Below are 17,140 nucleotides of genomic sequence, written 5' to 3' on the forward strand. Positions count from 1 at the left end.
TAGGGATAGTTACCCCGCTTTTACCTGCAGGATCACTGAGGCACGGCGTTCAATCATCCAGTAAACCAGGTAACCGAAGCCGACTGAGCCAACCAATAACAGCGCCATCGCGAGGTACAGAATAGTCTGGCCGCTGCCCGCTGGAATAATCAACTGAAGGATTTCCACCAGCGCCCCCATTAAAAGGCGATGGCAGACATAGATTGAATAGGAAGCCAGACCGACGGCCGTTAATACGCGACCCGCAGAAGACGATTTACTGATGCGGAAACTGAAAAATGTCAGAATAAAGAAGCTCAGGGTTAGAACCACCAGTTGCAGGAAACCCTGGGAAAGCGTTGTCCCAACGATAACCAGGAAGGCCACCATCAGCAGCGAATATCCGCTGTGAAACCAGGGTATCGTTAATCTCGGCTGTATGGCAAAACAAAAAACACCGCTGAGAAAATAAAGCATTACTGGATTGGTATAGAACTGGAACCAGGGGTTATCGCTCGGAACCAGTAAACTGGCGGCGGCCAACACAATCACGCTGAGGAAAATCAAGGTCAGTCCAGAACGGCGTGCCAGCAATAAGCCAGTAGAAAAAATCAGATAAAACAACATCTCGTAGCAGAATATCCAGCCTGAGGAGAGCACCGGCGTCAACGAACCGAGCTCTTTAATGTAGACCGAAGGAATAAAAAGCAGCGACAGGATATTATCCACAGGTTCTACGGTTGTAGATGGAAACCACGAGGGTTGTATCACCCAAAATACAATAGTGACCAGCGTGAATAAATAATAAACCGGCAATATTTTTACCAGTCTTCCTTTAATAAACGGAATAACCTTTCCTTCGCCAAAGTCATTCCAGTGCAGGCTTGAAATAAGATAGCCACTGCTCATAAAAAAAAGGAAAACGCCTAACTGACCGATTGAAGAACCATAACCTGCCAAACCTGAAAATTTCACGTCACTTAATTTACCGGCAAAACTTTCTGCATTGCAGAGTACGATCAATAAACAGGCTGCGGCGTGCAGCCAGGTAATAGAGAGTAAATTATTTTTCATGTAAATGACCCCGGTGCTGTGTAGGAAACCCCTCACCGCAGAACGGTGAGGGGCAGGGAGCATATCCATTTTTAGAATTGTAGATTGATGGATTTTATCATTGGGCCTTTATTGGCCTCTTTGTAATGAGATTGCTGTGTGTGTCTTTCTTTCAACACATAAGCTCAAACGCGCTCTGTGTGAGGTGATACATTAACCTGATTTAATCATTTATTTCCATATGTAAAATACAACTTTAATTAGTTTAGGAATTTCCTGTACCTGTTGCTTTAATTAATTTTGGATAAAGTGTGCAAGTAATAAATGGCGCTAATAATTGTTTTTTGTTTAACCGTCAGCAAGGTGCTGAATTCAGGCAACACAGTGCTAATACTGGGAATTTAACGGCGACAAATGATTAGCAACTTCTGCCAAAATGCCGGGGAACACAACCGGTCATCATGAATAGTTAAGGACCCTTAACTATGGGACTAATCCTGGAGCCCGGTATAAGGGGGCTGAATGAATGCGGCATGGCCTGATATGACCGGAAGCAGCCGGTAAAACTCCGCCGGCTGCTTCATTACTGGAAACACAATGTGAATTAATGATACTGCAGATAGGCCACGTGAGTTTGTAAGTACTCCTCCAGACCGTGGCGGCCGTCGGCGCCGCCGATACCTGATTTTCGCCAGCCGGCATGGAACCCCTGCATCGCCTCAAAATTCTCGCGGTTCACATAGGTCTCGCCAAACTTCAGCTGTTTGAGTGCCTGCATTGTGGTGTTCAAATCACGGGTGAAAATCGAGGAGGTCAGGCCATACTCGCTGTCATTGGCCATTTCAATCGCCTCTTCAAGGGTGTTAAAGGGAATAACCGGCAGCACCGGGCCGAAAGTTTCTTCCTGAATAATCTCCATTTTTTGAGACACGTTGGTCAAAAGCGTCGGCTCGAAGAAATAGCCGCGCTGGCCACTGCGTTTCCCGCCGGTGACAATTGTCGCGCCTTGTTCAACCGCCAGCGCGACCTTTTGTTCAACCCGCGTCAGGGCATCGGCGGAGATCAACGGGCCCATATCGATGTCGCTGCGTTCTGCCGGATTGCCGCTGGTCACCTGGCCGAAAGCGGTCGCCAGACGCCCGACAACCTCGTCATAAACCTCCCTTTGCACATAGAGCCGCTCAGCACAGTTACAAACCTGCCCGGTATTGATCATTCTGGAGCTGACAATGGCTTTTACCGCCAAATCCAGGTCTGCATCATTCATCACTATTGCAGGCGCTTTTCCGCCCAACTCAAGAGAAACTTTAGTGATATTCGGCGCCGCTGCCTGCAAAGTGGCAATACCAGCGTTGACGCTACCCGTCAGGCTGACCATACCGACCTTGGGATTGGCGGCCAGCGCCTGGCCGACTTCCGGACCATAACCGGTTACCAGGTTAAAGACGCCCGCAGGCAGACCCACCTGGTCGACAATGTCGGCAAACAGCATGGCGTTATTCGGCGTCAGTTCGCTGGGCTTAATCACGATGGTGTTACCGGTGATTAAGGCCGGGGCCGCTTTACGCGCGATCAGGAAGAAGGGGAAGTTCCACGGCAAAATGCCGGTGGTAACGCCAATCGCTTTTTTAAATACCATGATGGTTTCATTCACCCGATCGCTTTGTACGATCTCGCCTTCATAACGGCGGGCCCACTCAGCCATATAGTCGAGGTAATCTGCTGTAAACAGCACTTCCGTTTGCGCCAGTTGCTGGGTTTTACCGCCCTCGGCAACAATGGTGGCGGTGATTTCTGCTTCCCGGCTACGGATACCGGCAGAAATTTTGCGCAGCCAGTTGCCCCGTTCCACGGCAGGAAGGGCTTCCCAGGCGGGCTGTGCCGCTTCTGCGGCATCTATCGCCCGGTCGGCATCTTCACGGTTGCCTTCCGGCACCTGAGAGAGCAATGCTTCCGTCGCGGGGTTAATCACATCAATCCAGCGTCCGCTGCGGTTTTCTACAAACTGGCCATTGATATAAAGGCGATGTTGGCGTGCGGTCATGGCAGATTCTCCGTAAACACTATTTTATGGTGAGGTTAATGAAATGTTGCGTTATAAAATACTGCCGCAGGAAAAGCGCGATGACCTTTCCCTGACTGCCATTCAGTCGTAAGGAGTGGCAGAATCTAAAAGAACCGCAGGGCCTGACGGTGAAAAAGCAATTTACGCTTAAAAATGAGGGAATTATCAGGTGGGAAGGGGATTTTCATGGAAGGGCATCAGAAACAGGATTTGTGATCGCGGTCAGCAGGAGGCGCTGAATTTTGCCAGGTTTCTGCCACAGCGGGCAGTCAGCCTAAGGTGCCCGCGGTTCGATCCTTCGTAGACTGCGGATACCGGGCACCTCACCCTCCTACGAAGGAAATAATAATGAATCAAGCAATCCTTTCAGGCATCCTGTGGCATCTGGTGGGCGCGGCCAGCGCCGCCTGCTTCTATGCTCCGTTCAAAAAAGTCCGTCATTGGTCATGGGAAACCATGTGGTCAGTTGGCGGTATCGCATCGTGGATCGTTTTACCCTGGGCGGTCAGTGCCGTATTGCTGCCAAACTTCTGGGGGTACTACAGCAGCTTTTCTCTCTCTCAGCTGTTGCCTGTCTTTCTCTTTGGCGCCATGTGGGGCGTAGGGAATATCAACTACGGTTTGACCATGCGCTATCTGGGCATGTCGATGGGGATTGGTATTGCCATCGGTATCACTCTGGTGGTCGGCACGCTGATGACGCCGTTACTGCAGGGCCGCTTCGTCGAACTGTTCAGCTCAGCAGGGGGCAGGCTAACGCTGCTGGGCGTCCTGGTTGCGCTGATTGGTGTGGCCATCGTTTCACGCGCGGGCTTATTAAAAGAGCGGGCGATGGGCATCACCGCCGAAGAGTTCAACCTGAAAAAGGGGCTGGTGCTGGCGGTGATCTGCGGCATCTTCTCCGCCGGCATGTCCTTCGCGATGAACGCCGCCAAGCCGATGCATGATGCGGCGGCGGCCCTGGGTATCGACCCGCTGTATACCGCATTGCCGAGCTATGTGGTGATTATGGGCGGCGGTGCGCTGGTCAATCTTGGCTTCTGCTTTATTCGTCTGGCAACAAAATCCGATCTTTCGGTCAGAAAAGATTTCTCGGTGGCCAAATCCATGCTGATCAGCAACGTGCTGCTCTCCGTGCTGGGCGGCACCATGTGGTATCTGCAGTTCTTCTTCTATGCCTGGGGCCATGCCCGCATTCCTGCGGAATATGACTTTATCAGCTGGATGCTGCATATGAGCTTCTACGTTCTGTGTGGTGGTCTGGTCGGGCTGGTATTAAAGGAGTGGAAAAATGTAGGGCGTCGTCCGGTCAGCGTACTTTGCGGTGGCTGCGCGGTGATTATCCTCGCAGCGAATATCGTCGGAATGGGTATGATGTCCTAAGGCAAGCCTGAGTGGGCAGGATGCCCGAGGTTGTTACCGTCACCACAGGGACGTGGTGCCGGCCGTTCTTTCCTTCCTTCCTTTATCCTTCGTGTCGGGAAAAATGCGTTTTACGCTGATTGCCATGTTCAAACTGTTGCCTGAAGGCGCTCGGCGTTAAGCCCGTTTCGCGGGTAAACACTACCGAAAAATAGTTACTGTCATCAAAGCCGCATCGGGCGGCCACTTCACCGATCAGGCAGTCGCTGCTGCGCAGTAACACCTTCGCCCGGCACAGCTGCAGCTGGCGAATGTAATGGCAAGGCGTCATCCCGGTTTGCTGGCGGAATAAGTGCTTCAATGCACGTTCTGACAGCTGATGCTGTTGGCAAAATGCGCTGAGGTCAAAGTTAGTGGCAATCTGTCCCTGAATGGCGGACATCAACAGGTCTAACTGCTCACCTTCCGGTAATTGCCAGGCGCTGTCCGCGGCATATCGGTGACGTTGTAACGTCAACACCAGCTGCAGGAATAAGGTTTCGGTTAGCTGCCTGGAGAGCTGGTCGCTTTTCCGGCTCTCCTGCATCAGCTGATGAATGACTCCACGGGCCAGCGCCATCCCCCGGGTGGTCAGCCGCCAGGCGGAACCGTCATTTTCCGGCAGGAAGTTTTTCCAATCCAGTCCCAGCGTGAAGCGTTCCGGGCAGTAGATAATGTTGTCCAGCACCAAATCGTTAACTGACTGGAAGCTGTGACAGTCATCGGGCCGCAGGTAGAACAAATCCCCGCAGGTGATTAGCCAGGGTTTGTCATTCATCACATGCAGGCCGTTGCCCCGCCAGACGATCACTAACTCGCTGAATTCATGGATATGAGGCGGGAAGCTGGGCTGTGGCGCGCGGTCAGCAACCGCCACAGGCATCAGCTCAGAAGGGAAATAGTCGGCTTTCGCCAGGCGAAGGGTTGGCGTCAAGGTTCACCTCACAGATCATTTTGTCTGATGGTACGCGGAGAGGTGCCAAACTCGCGCTTAAACAGTGTGGAAAAGTGATTGCTGTCACCAAATCCACACTGATAAGCAATATCGGTAATGCGCATTTCACTGTGCCGTAGCAAATGACGCGCCTGCAACAGACGTAGTTGATTCAGATAACGTTGCGGTGTGCTGCCAGTTTGTTGTTTTAACTGGCGATGCAGGGTGCGTAGCGACAGTGAGAAGCGGGTTGCCAGCGCTTCCCAGTCAATTTCTTCACTGAAATGCTCGGCCAGCCAGTTAAGCAATCCCCGCATCCGGCCATCCTGATCGTCTCCTGGCAATTCGCTGCACCCACGGCGCAACAGCACCAGCAGCTGCATAAAGCGCATCTCCTGTTCCGCCTGATTTTCCCAGTCGGCGCCATCGGGCGACTTGCCCAAATCATCAATCAGCGCTTTTGCCTGTGCCAGCACCTTATTACCAATGCGCCAGTGGGACGGGTAGTTGCCTTCGCATTCCTGCGGCAGAAGATGCTGAAAGCCGGTGACAAAGCGGAAGGCTTCCGGCCCGCGGTAGAGCACATTGGTGAGGATCAGCTTGTCGGTATTTTCGTACAGATGGCGATCGTGATTGCGCACAAAGCAGACGCAGCCACCGCATAAAGGACGCGGCTCGCCATTAAAGATATGGATGCCCGCACCTTGCTCGACAATCACAATCTCATGGAAATCATCGTGATGGTGCTCGGGAAACGCACCCTGAGGGGCACGCGGTTCTATGGCTATCGGCAGTCCGCCGCTCGGGAAAAAATCCACGCTGTGTAATACGGTCATGATCTTTCCTCTTTAGCAGTCATCGGGCAAGTCTACTGCCCGACGCGAGGCGCTGACCTTGAATTTTCGACAGCAATTAGCCGCAAACGAGCTGTATTTCTAAGAATGGTGCAAGGGAATAACAGATTTGCGCGGCGTGTCACATCGACACCCTAAGCAGTTGAAAAACAAAACTGTGAGCTGATTCACGTTCACCTTTGCCAGATTGCCAGCGGCCGACAGCGGCTGGCAGTTACGGGAAGGTGTCAGATCGTCAGGCTTTTAGACTGTGGCTATCGAACAGAAAGGAAGCCAATGCTATGACCTTGCGAAATTGTGTTGCCATCGACCTGGGTGCCTCCAGCGGACGCGTGATGCTGGCCCGTTTTGATGCCCAAACGGGTGAGCTTCAGCTGGAAGAAGTGGCCCGTTGTGTTAACCGTCTGGTCACCGTGGATGAGCAGCAGTGCTGGGATGTGGATGCGCTGGAAACCTTTATCACCCGCGCCCTGAACACGTTGGTCGAACAGGGCATCGTGCCGGACAGCATCGGGATCGATACCTGGGGCGTGGACTACGTTCTGCTGGACCAGGATGGCGAAAGGGTCGGTTTGCCGGTGGCCTACCGCGATGGCCGTACGCAGGGCGTGATGCAGCAAGCCTGTCAGGCGTTATCCCGCGAGGCGATCTATCAACATACCGGCATCCAGTTCCTGCCTTTTAACACTCTGTATCAGCTACGTGCGCTGACCGCCTCCAAGCCTGAATGGCTGGATCGGGTTAAGCATGCGCTGATGATCCCGGACTACCTTCATTATCGTTTAACTGGCCAGCTGAACTGGGAATACACCAACGCCACCACCACCCAGCTGTTGAACATTGATAGCGGAGAGTGGGACGAGACGTTATTGGCGTGGACCGGTGCAAAGGCCAGCTGGTTTGGCACGCCTTCGCAGCCGGGGACGCCACTGGGTAACTGGACCAGCGCCGATGGCCAGCAGGTGCCGGTGATTGCCGTCGCCACCCACGATACCGCCAGCGCCGTACTGGCAGCGCCCGTCGCCGGAACCAATGCCGCGTGGATGAGCTCCGGCACCTGGTCGCTGATGGGCTTTGAAAGCCTCGAACCCTTTACCGGTGACGCCGCGCTGGCACTGAATATCACCAACGAAGGCGGCGCGGAAGGCCGCTATCGGGTGCTGAAAAATATTATGGGCCTGTGGTTGCTTCAGCGTGTTTGCAGCGAACTGGCTATCGAGGATTTATGTGCGTTGATCGATGAAGCAGAACGCCAGCCAGCCTGCCGGTCGCTGATCAACCCCAACGACGATCGCTTTATCAACCCAACGAATATGGTGCGGGAGATTCAGGATGCCTGCGTTGAACAGGGTATGCCTGCGCCAACGGACGCACCGGCACTTGCCCGCTGTATTTTCGACAGCCTGGCGCTGTTTTATCGCCAGGTCCTTCATGAACTTGAGGCGTTGCGGGGCCATGCTTTTAGCTGGCTGCATATTGTCGGCGGAGGCTGTCAGAACCCGTTACTCAACCAACTTTGCGCGGATGCCTGCGGTATCCCGGTGATCGCCGGGCCAGTTGAAGCCTCCACGCTCGGCAACATCGGCAGCCAGCTGATTGCCAGTGGTGATATTCAGGACGTCACGCATCTGCGCCAGCTGATCAAACAAAACTTCTCTCTTAAAACGTTTACCCCTCACGCCAGTGACGTCTATCGCCGCAGTTGGCCGCGTTTCCAGTCACTGACACACAAGGCAAAGGAGCTATGTATATGACCCGAGCAATCGAACAGGCGTTTGAGCTGGCGAAACAGCGTTTCGCTGAAATTGGCATTGACGTCAACGCTGCGATGGCCCAGCTGGATAAGCTACCCGTTTCCATGCACTGCTGGCAGGGCGACGATGTCAAAGGTTTTGAAAATCCGCAGGGCGCGCTAACGGGCGGTATCCAGGCCACCGGAAATTATCCGGGCAAAGCCACCACGGCTAACGAACTGCGTGCCGACCTCGATCAGGCGATGGCGTTGATCCCAGGACCGAAGCGTCTGAATCTGCACGCTATTTATCTGGATGCCGAAAGCCCGGTCGATCGTATCGACATCAAGCCCGCGCATTTCAGCCAGTGGGTTGAATGGGCGAAGAAAAATAAGCTCGGTCTGGACTTTAACCCCACCTGTTTCTCGCATCCGCTCAGTGAGGATGGTTTTACTCTGGCGCACCCTAATCCGGAAATCCGCCAGTTCTGGATTGAACACTGCAAGGCCAGCCGGAAAATTTCCGCCTCCTTTGGCGAACAGCTGGGAACGCCGTCAATTATGAATATCTGGGTTCCGGACGGCATGAAGGATCAAACCATCGATCGTTTTGGCCCGCGCGAACGACTGATGAACTCGCTGGATGAGATTATCAGCGAGAAGCTCGACCCTGCACATCATTACGATGCGGTGGAAAGCAAGCTGTTCGGCATCGGTGCGGAAAGCTACACCGTGGGCTCCAATGAATTCTGCCTTGGCTATGCCAGCAGCCGCCAGACGGCGCTGACCCTGGATGCCGGTCACTTCCATCCAACCGAGCAGGTCTCTGACAAAATCTCCACCGCCATGCTGTACGTTCCGCGTCTGTTGCTGCATGTGAGCCGCCCGGTACGTTGGGATAGCGACCATGTGGTGGCGCTGGATGATGAAACTCAGGCCATAGCCAATGAAATCGTCCGCCAGAAGCTATTCGACAAAGTGCATATCGGCCTGGACTTCTTTGATGCCTCCATCAACCGTATTGCGGCCTGGGTCATCGGTACCCGCAACGCGAAAAAGGCGCTGCTGCGTGCGCTGCTTGAGCCGGTAGATACCCTGAAAATGCTTGAACTGGAAGGGGACTACACCACGCGTATGGCGCTGTATGAAGAGCAAAAATCTCTGCCGTGGCAGGCCGTTTGGGAAGCCTACTGCCTGCGTCACGATGTGCCGGCCGGTGCCGGTTGGTTAGGCGATGTTCGCCACTATGAACAACAAGTTCTCAGCAAACGTTAAGGATCTAACATGCAAAATATTCTCAATGCCTGGTTTGTGCGGGACATGGTTAAAGCTACCAGCGATATGTGGCTGAAAGGATGGGATGAGCGCAACGGCGGTAACGTCAGCCTGCGTTTACTGGACGAAGAAGTCAGGCCTTTTGCGCAGGACTTCGATCGCGAGCCACGTACCGTTGAGCTGACGCAACCGGCTCCGGGACTGGCAAACTGCTGGTTCCTGGTGACCGGATCGGGCAAGTTCTTCCGCAATGTGCAGCTGGATCCTGCCGACAGCCTGGTGCTGCTTCGGGTCAGCGAAGATGGCCGCGCCTACAGCATTTATTGGGGGCTGACCAACGGCGGGCTTCCGACGTCTGAACTGGCATCACATTTCCAGTCGCACAGCGTGCGCATCAAGGCTACCAACGGTGCCGACCGCGTGATCATGCACTGTCACGCCACCCACTTTATGTCGTTAAGTTATGTGGTTGAGCTGGATTCTGCCCGTTTCACCCGCCTGTTATGGGAAGGCAGTACCGAGTGTCTGGTGGTCTTCCCCGATGGCGTGGGCATCGTGCCGTGGATGGTGCCTGGCACTGACGGCATCGGCGAAAAAACCGCTGAACAGATGGCCTCCCACAGCCTGGTGATGTGGCCATTCCACGGCATCTTTGGCGCAGGACCGACGCTTGACGAGACCTTTGGTCTGATTGATACCGCGGAGAAATCGTCAGAAGTGGTGGTGAAAGTGCTGTCGATGGGCGGTATGAAGCAGAGTATCACCACCGCAGAGCTGATTGCGCTGGGCGAACGCTTTAACGTTAAGCCGTGGCCGGCTGCACTGGAGGCGCGTCATCCTCATGTTGCGTAAAGCGTTCGTGATGCAGGTTCATCCGGATAAGCATCAGGAGTATCAGCAGCGGCACAACCCGATCTGGCCTGAACTGGCGCAAACCCTCAAGGAGCATGGCGCGCATCATTACAGCATCTTTCTTGATGCGCAGCGCAACCTGCTGTTTGGCGTGGTGGAGATAGAATCAGAAGCGCGCTGGAATGCGGTGGCAGAAACCGACGTATGTCAGCGCTGGTGGCAATCGATGTGTGAACTGATGCCGTCTAACGCGGATAACAGCCCGGTAAGTACTGAGCTCAAGTCGGTGTTTTATCTGGACTGAGAAAACATAAAACCACCTGAAAAGGTGGTTTTTTTTAAGCTTAAATCCGCTTAGCCATTAATGCGTAACTGCGGATAACGCCGCATGCTCCACGCACACCAGGCCAGCGCTAGCAGGCCAATCGTACCGCCAGCGTAACCAATATTCTGCATATCCAGATGCAGGCTAACCTGATTACCCAGCAACGCGCCGCCGCCAATCCCGATATTATAAATCCCCGAGAGTAACGACATGGCGACGTCAGTTGCATCCGGTGCCAGCGCCAGCACGCGAACCTGCACCGCCAGCCCGATAATCATTATTCCCATGCCCCAGAAAATACACAGCGTGGAAATCGCCAACGTATGGGTGGCCGAAACATACAGCGTCAGCATGCAAAGGGTAATTAGCGCTATGGCACCCAGTAAAAATGCCGCCGGAAATTTATTGCCGAGGGTACTGAACAGAATGCTACCGACAATTCCGGCTGCACCAAATATCAACAGCAGGAAGGTAGTAAAGTTGGCACCCATCGCCGCCACACTTTGAATAAACGGCTCGATATAGCTGTAGGCGGTATAATGCGCGGTCACGACGACGGCAATCAGTAAATAAAGCGAAACCAGAGCAGGGCGCTTAAATAACATCGGCACGCTTTTCAGTGAGCCAGTGTGCTCACTTGGCAGCTTCGGCAATAATTTCGCCAGGCACAGCATGGTCACCAGCGCGACAAATCCAATCACCCCGAAAGTAATACGCCAGCCGAGGTACTGTCCAATCATGCGACCAATCGGCAGGCCCAATACCATCGCCAGCGCGGTGCCGGTTGCCAGCATACTTAATGCCTGAGTCTTTTTGCCCGCCGGCGCAACGCGGATCGCCAGAGACGCGGTAATCGACCAGAAAATGGCATGAGACAGGGCAATGCCGATACGCGACAGTACCAGGATATTGAAACTCCAGGCAAAGGTCGAGAGCACGTGGCTGGCGATAAACAGCGTAAAAATGGCAATCAGCAGGAAGCGACGCTCAACATTTCTTGTCAGCAACATCATCGGCAGTGACAGCAGGGCAACGACCCAGGCATAAATGGTCAGCATCAACCCAACCTGTGCCGTGTTCATATTGTAGCTGGCCGCAATGTCAGACAGCAGACCGACCGGTGCAAACTCGGTGGTATTAAAGATAAATGCGGCAATGGCTAACATGAAGACACGTAGCCACGCTGTTTTGCGTGAAACAGGATTAGTAGATTGCATTGGAGTTAACGACTTGTTGATAGAAAGTTAATTCCACATCGGGCGGAATCTAAGAAATTAAGCGCGTATTGTGTTTTATTTATCCGCCAGATGACACCGAAAAAGTGCCCTTTTTTGTAAAACAGTATAATTGTCGGACTCTTCGCCAATAAAAAGGCCGCAACGGCCTTCAAGTGTCTTAATAATGCCTTAGCCGAGGTAAAAAAACGGCTGGCTGTCGGCGGGAAACACCCTGTCCGACCGATTCAGCCGGGGACCTGCTTAGCGTCTTACCGCCCTTAACCAGGCTGGACCAGTAAACTCCGGCGTGTCGCTACCGCTCGGATCACCAATACCAGCATCACAATCCATTCAGCGGCCAGCGTCAGCAATACCGCCTGCTGATAACTGCCATGCTGTTGTAATACCTGACTGTAAACGGTGCCTAACAGCATCGGTCCCAGGCCAAACGCGGCCTGCTGCACGGTAGACAGCATCGCACTTCCCGCACCGGCATGATCTTTCGGCACATCAGACAGGCCAATACGATAGAAGCAGCTGACGATAAACGACTGGCCAAAACCAATTAAGGCGGTTGCCGGGATCAGCGCATAAATGCCAACGTCAGGCCAGCCGGTTTTAAAGGTGGCCATCAATGCCAGCAATCCCGCCATTTGAATCCCACAGCCGGTCAGCAGCATGGCGATGCGGCTTAACTTCTCAGCAATGCGGGTGGTGCACAGCGACCCAATAAAATAGGCCACGCCCAACGCAATAAAGGCGTTCCCCGACTGGAAAGGCGTCATACCCAGGCCGGACTGCAGGGTAAGCGCCACGGCAAACATAAAACCGCTCCAGCAGGAGAAGAACAGCACCGCAATGGACAGGCCGAAGCGCACACCGTTCAGACGCATCAGGCTGGGTGGCAACAGCGGATGCCCCTGTTGCTGTTCCAGCGTCACTTCCACCCGCCATAAACGGTGCAGCAAGACCGGGAAAGCGGCCAGCAGCAGGATGCAAGGCCAGGACCAGTGCAGCAACGGCCCCAGCGCCAACGCTAACAGCAGGCAGCCAATGGCGCTGGCGAGGAGAACCGTGCCGGCCAAATCGATGGAAACCTTCTGCGATTTTTTGGTTTCAGGGATGCTTTTCGCGGCAAACAGCACGATCAGGACACAGAGCGGGATGTTGATCAGGAACACGCTGCGCCAGCCATAGCCCCCAAGGTTGGCGGCAATCAGGAATCCTCCCAGTACCTGCCCGATAATAAAGGCCAGCCCGCCGATGCCGCCGTACAGGCCAATTGCGCGGGCATGGGCGCGTCCGTGCAGACAGACGTGCAGCGTAGCGAGGATCTGCGGCACCACCATCGCCGCGCCAATGCCCTGTAACGCGCGGGCAACCAGCAACAGCCAGACGGAATCCGCCAGGCCACACAGCAGCGAAGCGATGCCGAACACCACCACGCCCAGCGTAAACACCCGGCGGCGGCCATAGTTGTCACCCATTCGGCCGCCCATTGCCAGGCTAACGGCAAAGGCAATGCCGTACACCGCAACGATCAGCTCCAGCTGGATCGGCGAAGCGTGCAGGGTGGTGGACATGGCATCCAGCGCCACGTTAACGATGGAGAAATCGATCATCGGCAGCAGTTGCCCCGCCAGTAAGACCAGCAGGCCGCTGCGGCCCAGCGTTGGAGAATCGGAGGCGTTGTTCATCAGGTAAAAACCTTGTCAGCAATCAGAATGAGGCATAGAATCAGCGATCTGTGAACCGGGTACCAGTTTTTGATTATCATGGTATAAATGCTACCCGTATGCCCTGGAGAGCCCGACATGCCTGAGATTACCGTTATTCCTGCTGCGGATAATAACCGTCAGTTATTGGGGGCCTTTTTGCGCCGCCGTCGGGAAAGCCTGGATCCTAACCGATTGGGGCTTCCGCGCATGCGAAACCGCCGCACGCCGGGCCTGCGGCGGGAAGAAGTCGCGCAGATGGCCGACGTCGGGGTTACCTGGTATACCTGGCTGGAACAGGGAAGGGAGATCAAAGCCTCCAATAAAACGCTGACGGCGATCGCTTCGGCGTTACAGTGTAACGAAGCGGAAACCCAACATCTGTTTTCGCTGGCCGGTCATCAGTATCCGGTGCAGGCCGCGGCACGGGTCTGCGCGAAAGTGTCGGCGCATGGGCAAATCATCCTCGATGCGCTGCATCCGTTACCCGCCGTTATTCAGTCGGCGCGCTTTGATATTATTGGCTACAACCAGGCGTGGCAGAAGTTGGTCAATCTGGATTTACAGGCCATTCCTCCGGAAGACCGAAACTGCATTTTGCTGGCATTTACCAGTCAGGCCTGGCGGGACTCCATGCTGGACTGGGAAACGGTGATGCCGAATATGGTGGCAAGATTCCGCGCGCAAATGGGCGATAACCTTGAAGATCCGCACTGGAAATCGATGGTCGATCGTCTGCTGGCCTGTTCGGACGAGTTCCGCAATATCTGGGAACGATATGAAATCCGCGCGATTGAAAATCAGGTTAAACGCTTCTTCCATCCTAAAGTGGGTGCCTTAACTCTGCGGCAAAATAACTGGTTCTCCGCACCACGAAACGGTGAGCGTCTGCTGGTTTATATCCCGGAAGATGAAAACAGCGCGGCGGCGTTAAGCCAGATCACCGCTGAAAGCTAGCGGATAATTGCCGCGCTAATTCACACCCTCTTACCAATTCAGGGCGCAATTTTCCCCTCTCAGGTTAAGCAATCCCCCGCGCATTGCGCTACCCTGGTCAGTGAAGGCGGCAGCAATGTCGCTCCCGTTTCTCAGCATAAGGAATTCAGTAATGACTCAACGTCCCACTGTTGCAGTATTGGGATTAGGCGCGATGGGCCACGCCTTCGCCGCTAATTTAGTGAAAAATGGCTTTACCACCTCTGGCTGGAACCGTACCAAAGCCCGCGGCGAAGATCTGCAGGGCGCAGGACTGAAGCTGGCGGACAGCCCAGAACAGGCGGTAGAACAGGCCGATGTGGTGATCGCCATGCTGGCCGATGCGCAAACCACGGAATCGGTGCTGGCTCAGGCGCAAGGCTCGCTGAAAAACGGCGCGATTGTGGTGCAAATGGGCACCATTGGCGTTGATTCAACCGAAAAACTGATTGCCACCTTCCAGCAGCAGCGCCCTGATGTGGTGTTCCTCGACGCGCCGGTTTCCGGCACCAAAACCCCGGCCGAAAATGCCCAAATTGTGGTGCTTGCCAGCGGCGATCGTCAACGTGCTGCCGCGGTTGAGCCGGTTTTTGCCGCCATTTCAAAAGGCACCAAATGGCTGGGCGAAGCGGGTGCCGCTTCAAAAATGAAGCTGGTGGTGAATGCCTGGCTGATCTCGATGGTGCAGGGCCTGTCAGAAAGTACCCAGATGGCGAAAGAGTTTGGCTTCACGCCGGATGACCTGTGGTCGGTGCTGGACGGTGGTCCGCTGGCGGTACCTTATGTAAAAGGTAAGCTGGAGATGATGAAAGAGGGAACTTATGACCCACAAATGCATCTTACATGGGCATTAAAAGACGTTAACCTGGCGTTAGCGGCGGCCAAAAACAGTGAGCTGCCTGGCCTCAACCTGATCTCGGATGTCTGGCAGGATGCAGTGGACGCGGGCTATGGAGAGAAAGATTTGTCGGTGGTTTATCGCTATCTTAGTGAGAAGTCCGGCTAAAAAAGCGAGCCGGTCGACGATCGGCTCAGTCATAATCCCCTAAATATCATAATGATAAGGGGAATAGCAGTAATCGCTTAGGCAGAACCTTCTAAAGTGCAACAGTATTTGTTATATTAAACAGGTATTGTTTTTACTAGTTGACTGATTTTTAATGCTTTTTAAGACCGCCGCAAAAACGGTGATGCACAGCTAAAAGCAAGGATCTGAACATGCTTGATATTCGTTTTCCTACAGCCTTACAAATGGTGCTCTGTGTGGCCCAGGCGGAGCGGGAAGGTAAACGCAGCACCAGCAAAATTCTGGCGATGGGCCTTGAGGCCAATCCCAGTTTTGTCCGCAAGATGATGGTGCCGCTGACTCGCGATGGCATTATTGTTTCCACACTAGGCCGGGCCGGGACCATTCGTCTTGGCCGACCGGCAGACGAGATCACCTTATGTGATATCTATACGTCTGTGCTGGAAGACAAGCCGTTACTGGCAGGGCGCCCTGAAGTGCCTGCCCGCTGTCTGGTCAGTGCCAACACCTGTTGGTTCTTCAAGGAACTGGCGCGAGAAGCTGAACAGGCTTCGCTGGACGTGCTGGCTAAGCGCACGGTCGCAGATGCGTTAAGAGAAATTTTTGAGCGCGACAGGCGTGATCCGGAAGGCAGCTGCGAGGCAACACGCGCCCGCGAAGAAGCTGAAAGCTAGCCCTCCCGTAAAAAGAAACCGGACATCGTGATGATGCCCGGTTTTTTTATGTCCGTTACCAGGCCGACGCTTCCTCAGGCGGCGTGGGTTCTTCGCCGGAATAGCGCGTCGGTGGGATCCCGACATGGCGGGTGAAGGCGACGCTAAACGCGCTGGCCGAGTTATAGCCCACGCGTTCCGCCACGTCGGCAATCCCTCCCTGTTTACGCAACAGCAGATTTTTGGCCATCGCCATCCGCCATCCCAGTAAATAAGCCATCGGCGCCACGCCTACCGCCTGACGGAAACGTTCAAAAAACGTCGAACGGGACAGGGCGGCTTCCTTTGCCAGCTGCGCAACCGTCCAGGGAAAGGTCGGCTGCTCATGCATTTTGGTAATGGCGCTGGCCAGGCGTTCATCGGCCATTCCCCGCAACAGGCCCGGCGAGGCAGCGGCTTCGGAAGTGGATCGCAACGCTTCGATCAGCATCACTTCCAGCAGCCGCGCCAGAACCACCTCCCTTGCCGGACGCTGGGCGCGGCATTCATCGCCGACCAGTTGCAGCAGCGTCGCCAGCCTTTTTTCGCCACGGATATGCACCAATTCGGGAAGCAGGGAAACCAACAGGCTGGCATCGGGCGAACCAAAAACGCAATGGCCGACCAGCGTCTGCACCTCGGGCGGACCATTCTGCGCGCCTAAGCGGAAGTGACCGGGCTGCAACGCCACCGGCAGGCAAAAATCGTCAGCTGCGATGCGTTGCTGGCTGGTCATGATGAAGCCTTCAGCGGCGGGGATCAGCACAAAGTCGTCCTGCTGTAATAGCAGCGGCGCTTTGCCATCCATTGTCAGCCAGCACGCGCCCTTAAGAATCACGCAGTAGAAGGGGTCACCCGAGACGGAACGCCGTATCCCCCACGTTCCCGCCGCACTGACCACTTTTGAGAACGGCGTACCCGGTTGTAAAAGGGTAACGACTTCGGCAAGCGGATCGATCATGGCTGGACTCCTGCTAATGAAATCTGGACGTTTGAGTGTAGCAAGTCCGGAACGATGCGCCTATTGTTTCTGCTCTGTTCACA

Annotated in this window: 15 protein-coding genes; 8 read left to right on the forward strand and 7 right to left on the reverse strand. The window is 54.5% G+C overall.

Annotated features, from left to right (window positions below; translation table 11 throughout):
• Positions 1 to 9 precede the first annotated feature (9 nt).
• The gene (locus E2F51_RS17405; RefSeq protein WP_167738411.1) at positions 10 to 1,053 is read right to left on the reverse strand and encodes an acyltransferase; all 1,044 of its coding nucleotides are present in this window, start codon (positions 1,051 to 1,053) and stop codon (positions 10 to 12) included.
• Positions 1,054 to 1,636: 583 nt separating this feature from the next.
• Entirely contained in the window at positions 1,637 to 3,076 is a 1,440-nt protein-coding gene (gene aldA / locus E2F51_RS17410) for an aldehyde dehydrogenase (RefSeq protein WP_134824060.1), read from the reverse strand.
• Positions 3,077 to 3,445: 369 nt separating this feature from the next.
• On the opposite strand from aldA, the gene rhaT reads away from it, so the two are divergent.
• The gene (rhaT, locus tag E2F51_RS17415) at positions 3,446 to 4,480 is read left to right on the forward strand and encodes an L-rhamnose/proton symporter RhaT (RefSeq protein WP_013202053.1); all 1,035 of its coding nucleotides are present in this window, start codon (positions 3,446 to 3,448) and stop codon (positions 4,478 to 4,480) included.
• An 82-nt stretch (positions 4,481 to 4,562) separates the two neighbouring features.
• Here the strand turns inward: rhaT and rhaR are convergent, their stop codons facing one another.
• Together rhaR and rhaS are read right to left on the reverse strand one after the other, a co-directional pair.
• On the reverse strand, positions 4,563 to 5,432 hold the full coding sequence (rhaR, locus tag E2F51_RS17420; protein ID WP_134824061.1) for an HTH-type transcriptional activator RhaR: 870 nt from the start codon (positions 5,430 to 5,432) through the stop codon (positions 4,563 to 4,565).
• Positions 5,433 to 5,440: 8 nt separating this feature from the next.
• A complete protein-coding gene (gene rhaS / locus E2F51_RS17425; RefSeq protein WP_134824062.1) occupies positions 5,441 to 6,268 on the reverse strand; it encodes an HTH-type transcriptional activator RhaS in 828 nt (275 codons plus the stop codon).
• Between the two features lie 299 nt (positions 6,269 to 6,567).
• Here rhaS and rhaB point away from each other — a divergent pair, with 299 nt between their 5' ends.
• Genes rhaB through rhaM form a run of 4 tightly spaced genes read left to right on the forward strand, consistent with a single transcriptional unit; the run spans position 6,568 to position 10,449 of the window.
• Positions 6,568 to 8,040 (forward strand): rhamnulokinase, encoded by a 1,473-nt coding sequence (gene rhaB, locus E2F51_RS17430; RefSeq protein ID WP_134824063.1) that lies wholly within the window; start codon positions 6,568 to 6,570, stop codon positions 8,038 to 8,040.
• On the forward strand, positions 8,037 to 9,293 hold the full coding sequence (locus tag E2F51_RS17435) for an L-rhamnose isomerase (protein ID WP_134824064.1): 1,257 nt from the start codon (positions 8,037 to 8,039) through the stop codon (positions 9,291 to 9,293). Before rhaB ends, E2F51_RS17435 begins: the two co-directional genes overlap by 4 nt.
• Positions 9,294 to 9,302: 9 nt before the next feature.
• Entirely contained in the window at positions 9,303 to 10,145 is an 843-nt protein-coding gene (gene rhaD / locus E2F51_RS17440) for a rhamnulose-1-phosphate aldolase (RefSeq protein WP_134824065.1), read from the forward strand.
• Positions 10,135 to 10,449, forward strand: a complete 315-nt coding sequence (gene rhaM / locus E2F51_RS17445; protein WP_053143355.1) for an L-rhamnose mutarotase — start codon at positions 10,135 to 10,137, stop codon at positions 10,447 to 10,449. The genes rhaD and rhaM overlap by 11 nt, the downstream gene beginning before the upstream one ends.
• Positions 10,450 to 10,499: 50 nt before the next feature.
• On the opposite strand, the gene E2F51_RS17450 is transcribed toward rhaM, so the two are convergent.
• Positions 10,500 to 11,687 carry a sugar transporter gene (locus E2F51_RS17450; protein ID WP_105759072.1) on the reverse strand — a complete coding sequence of 396 codons (1,188 nt, stop codon included), beginning with the start codon at positions 11,685 to 11,687 and terminating at the stop codon, positions 10,500 to 10,502.
• Positions 11,688 to 11,965: 278 nt separating this feature from the next.
• Positions 11,966 to 13,384 carry an MFS transporter gene (locus tag E2F51_RS17455; protein WP_134824066.1) on the reverse strand — a complete coding sequence of 473 codons (1,419 nt, stop codon included), beginning with the start codon at positions 13,382 to 13,384 and terminating at the stop codon, positions 11,966 to 11,968.
• A 117-nt stretch (positions 13,385 to 13,501) separates the two neighbouring features.
• Between E2F51_RS17455 and E2F51_RS17460 the strand changes: the two genes are divergently transcribed.
• The 3 genes from E2F51_RS17460 to E2F51_RS17470 all read left to right on the forward strand — a co-directional run bounded on the left by E2F51_RS17460 (position 13,502) and on the right by E2F51_RS17470 (position 16,078).
• Positions 13,502 to 14,359: a helix-turn-helix transcriptional regulator gene (locus E2F51_RS17460; protein ID WP_134824067.1), complete on the forward strand. Its 858-nt coding sequence runs from the start codon at positions 13,502 to 13,504 to the stop codon at positions 14,357 to 14,359.
• A gap of 151 nt (positions 14,360 to 14,510) precedes the next feature.
• Positions 14,511 to 15,383: an NAD(P)-dependent oxidoreductase gene (locus tag E2F51_RS17465; protein ID WP_053143346.1), complete on the forward strand. Its 873-nt coding sequence runs from the start codon at positions 14,511 to 14,513 to the stop codon at positions 15,381 to 15,383.
• A 212-nt stretch (positions 15,384 to 15,595) separates the two neighbouring features.
• Positions 15,596 to 16,078, forward strand: a complete 483-nt coding sequence (locus tag E2F51_RS17470) for an Rrf2 family transcriptional regulator (RefSeq protein ID WP_013202064.1) — start codon at positions 15,596 to 15,598, stop codon at positions 16,076 to 16,078.
• Between the two features lie 55 nt (positions 16,079 to 16,133).
• Here E2F51_RS17470 and E2F51_RS17475 read toward each other — a convergent pair whose 3' ends face one another.
• Positions 16,134 to 17,057 carry an AraC family transcriptional regulator gene (locus tag E2F51_RS17475; RefSeq protein ID WP_013202065.1) on the reverse strand — a complete coding sequence of 308 codons (924 nt, stop codon included), beginning with the start codon at positions 17,055 to 17,057 and terminating at the stop codon, positions 16,134 to 16,136.
• Positions 17,058 to 17,140: the final 83 nt, after the last annotated feature.

This window comes from Erwinia sp. QL-Z3 (assembly GCF_004551645.1).
Lineage (GTDB): Bacteria > Pseudomonadota > Gammaproteobacteria > Enterobacterales > Enterobacteriaceae > Erwinia > Erwinia billingiae.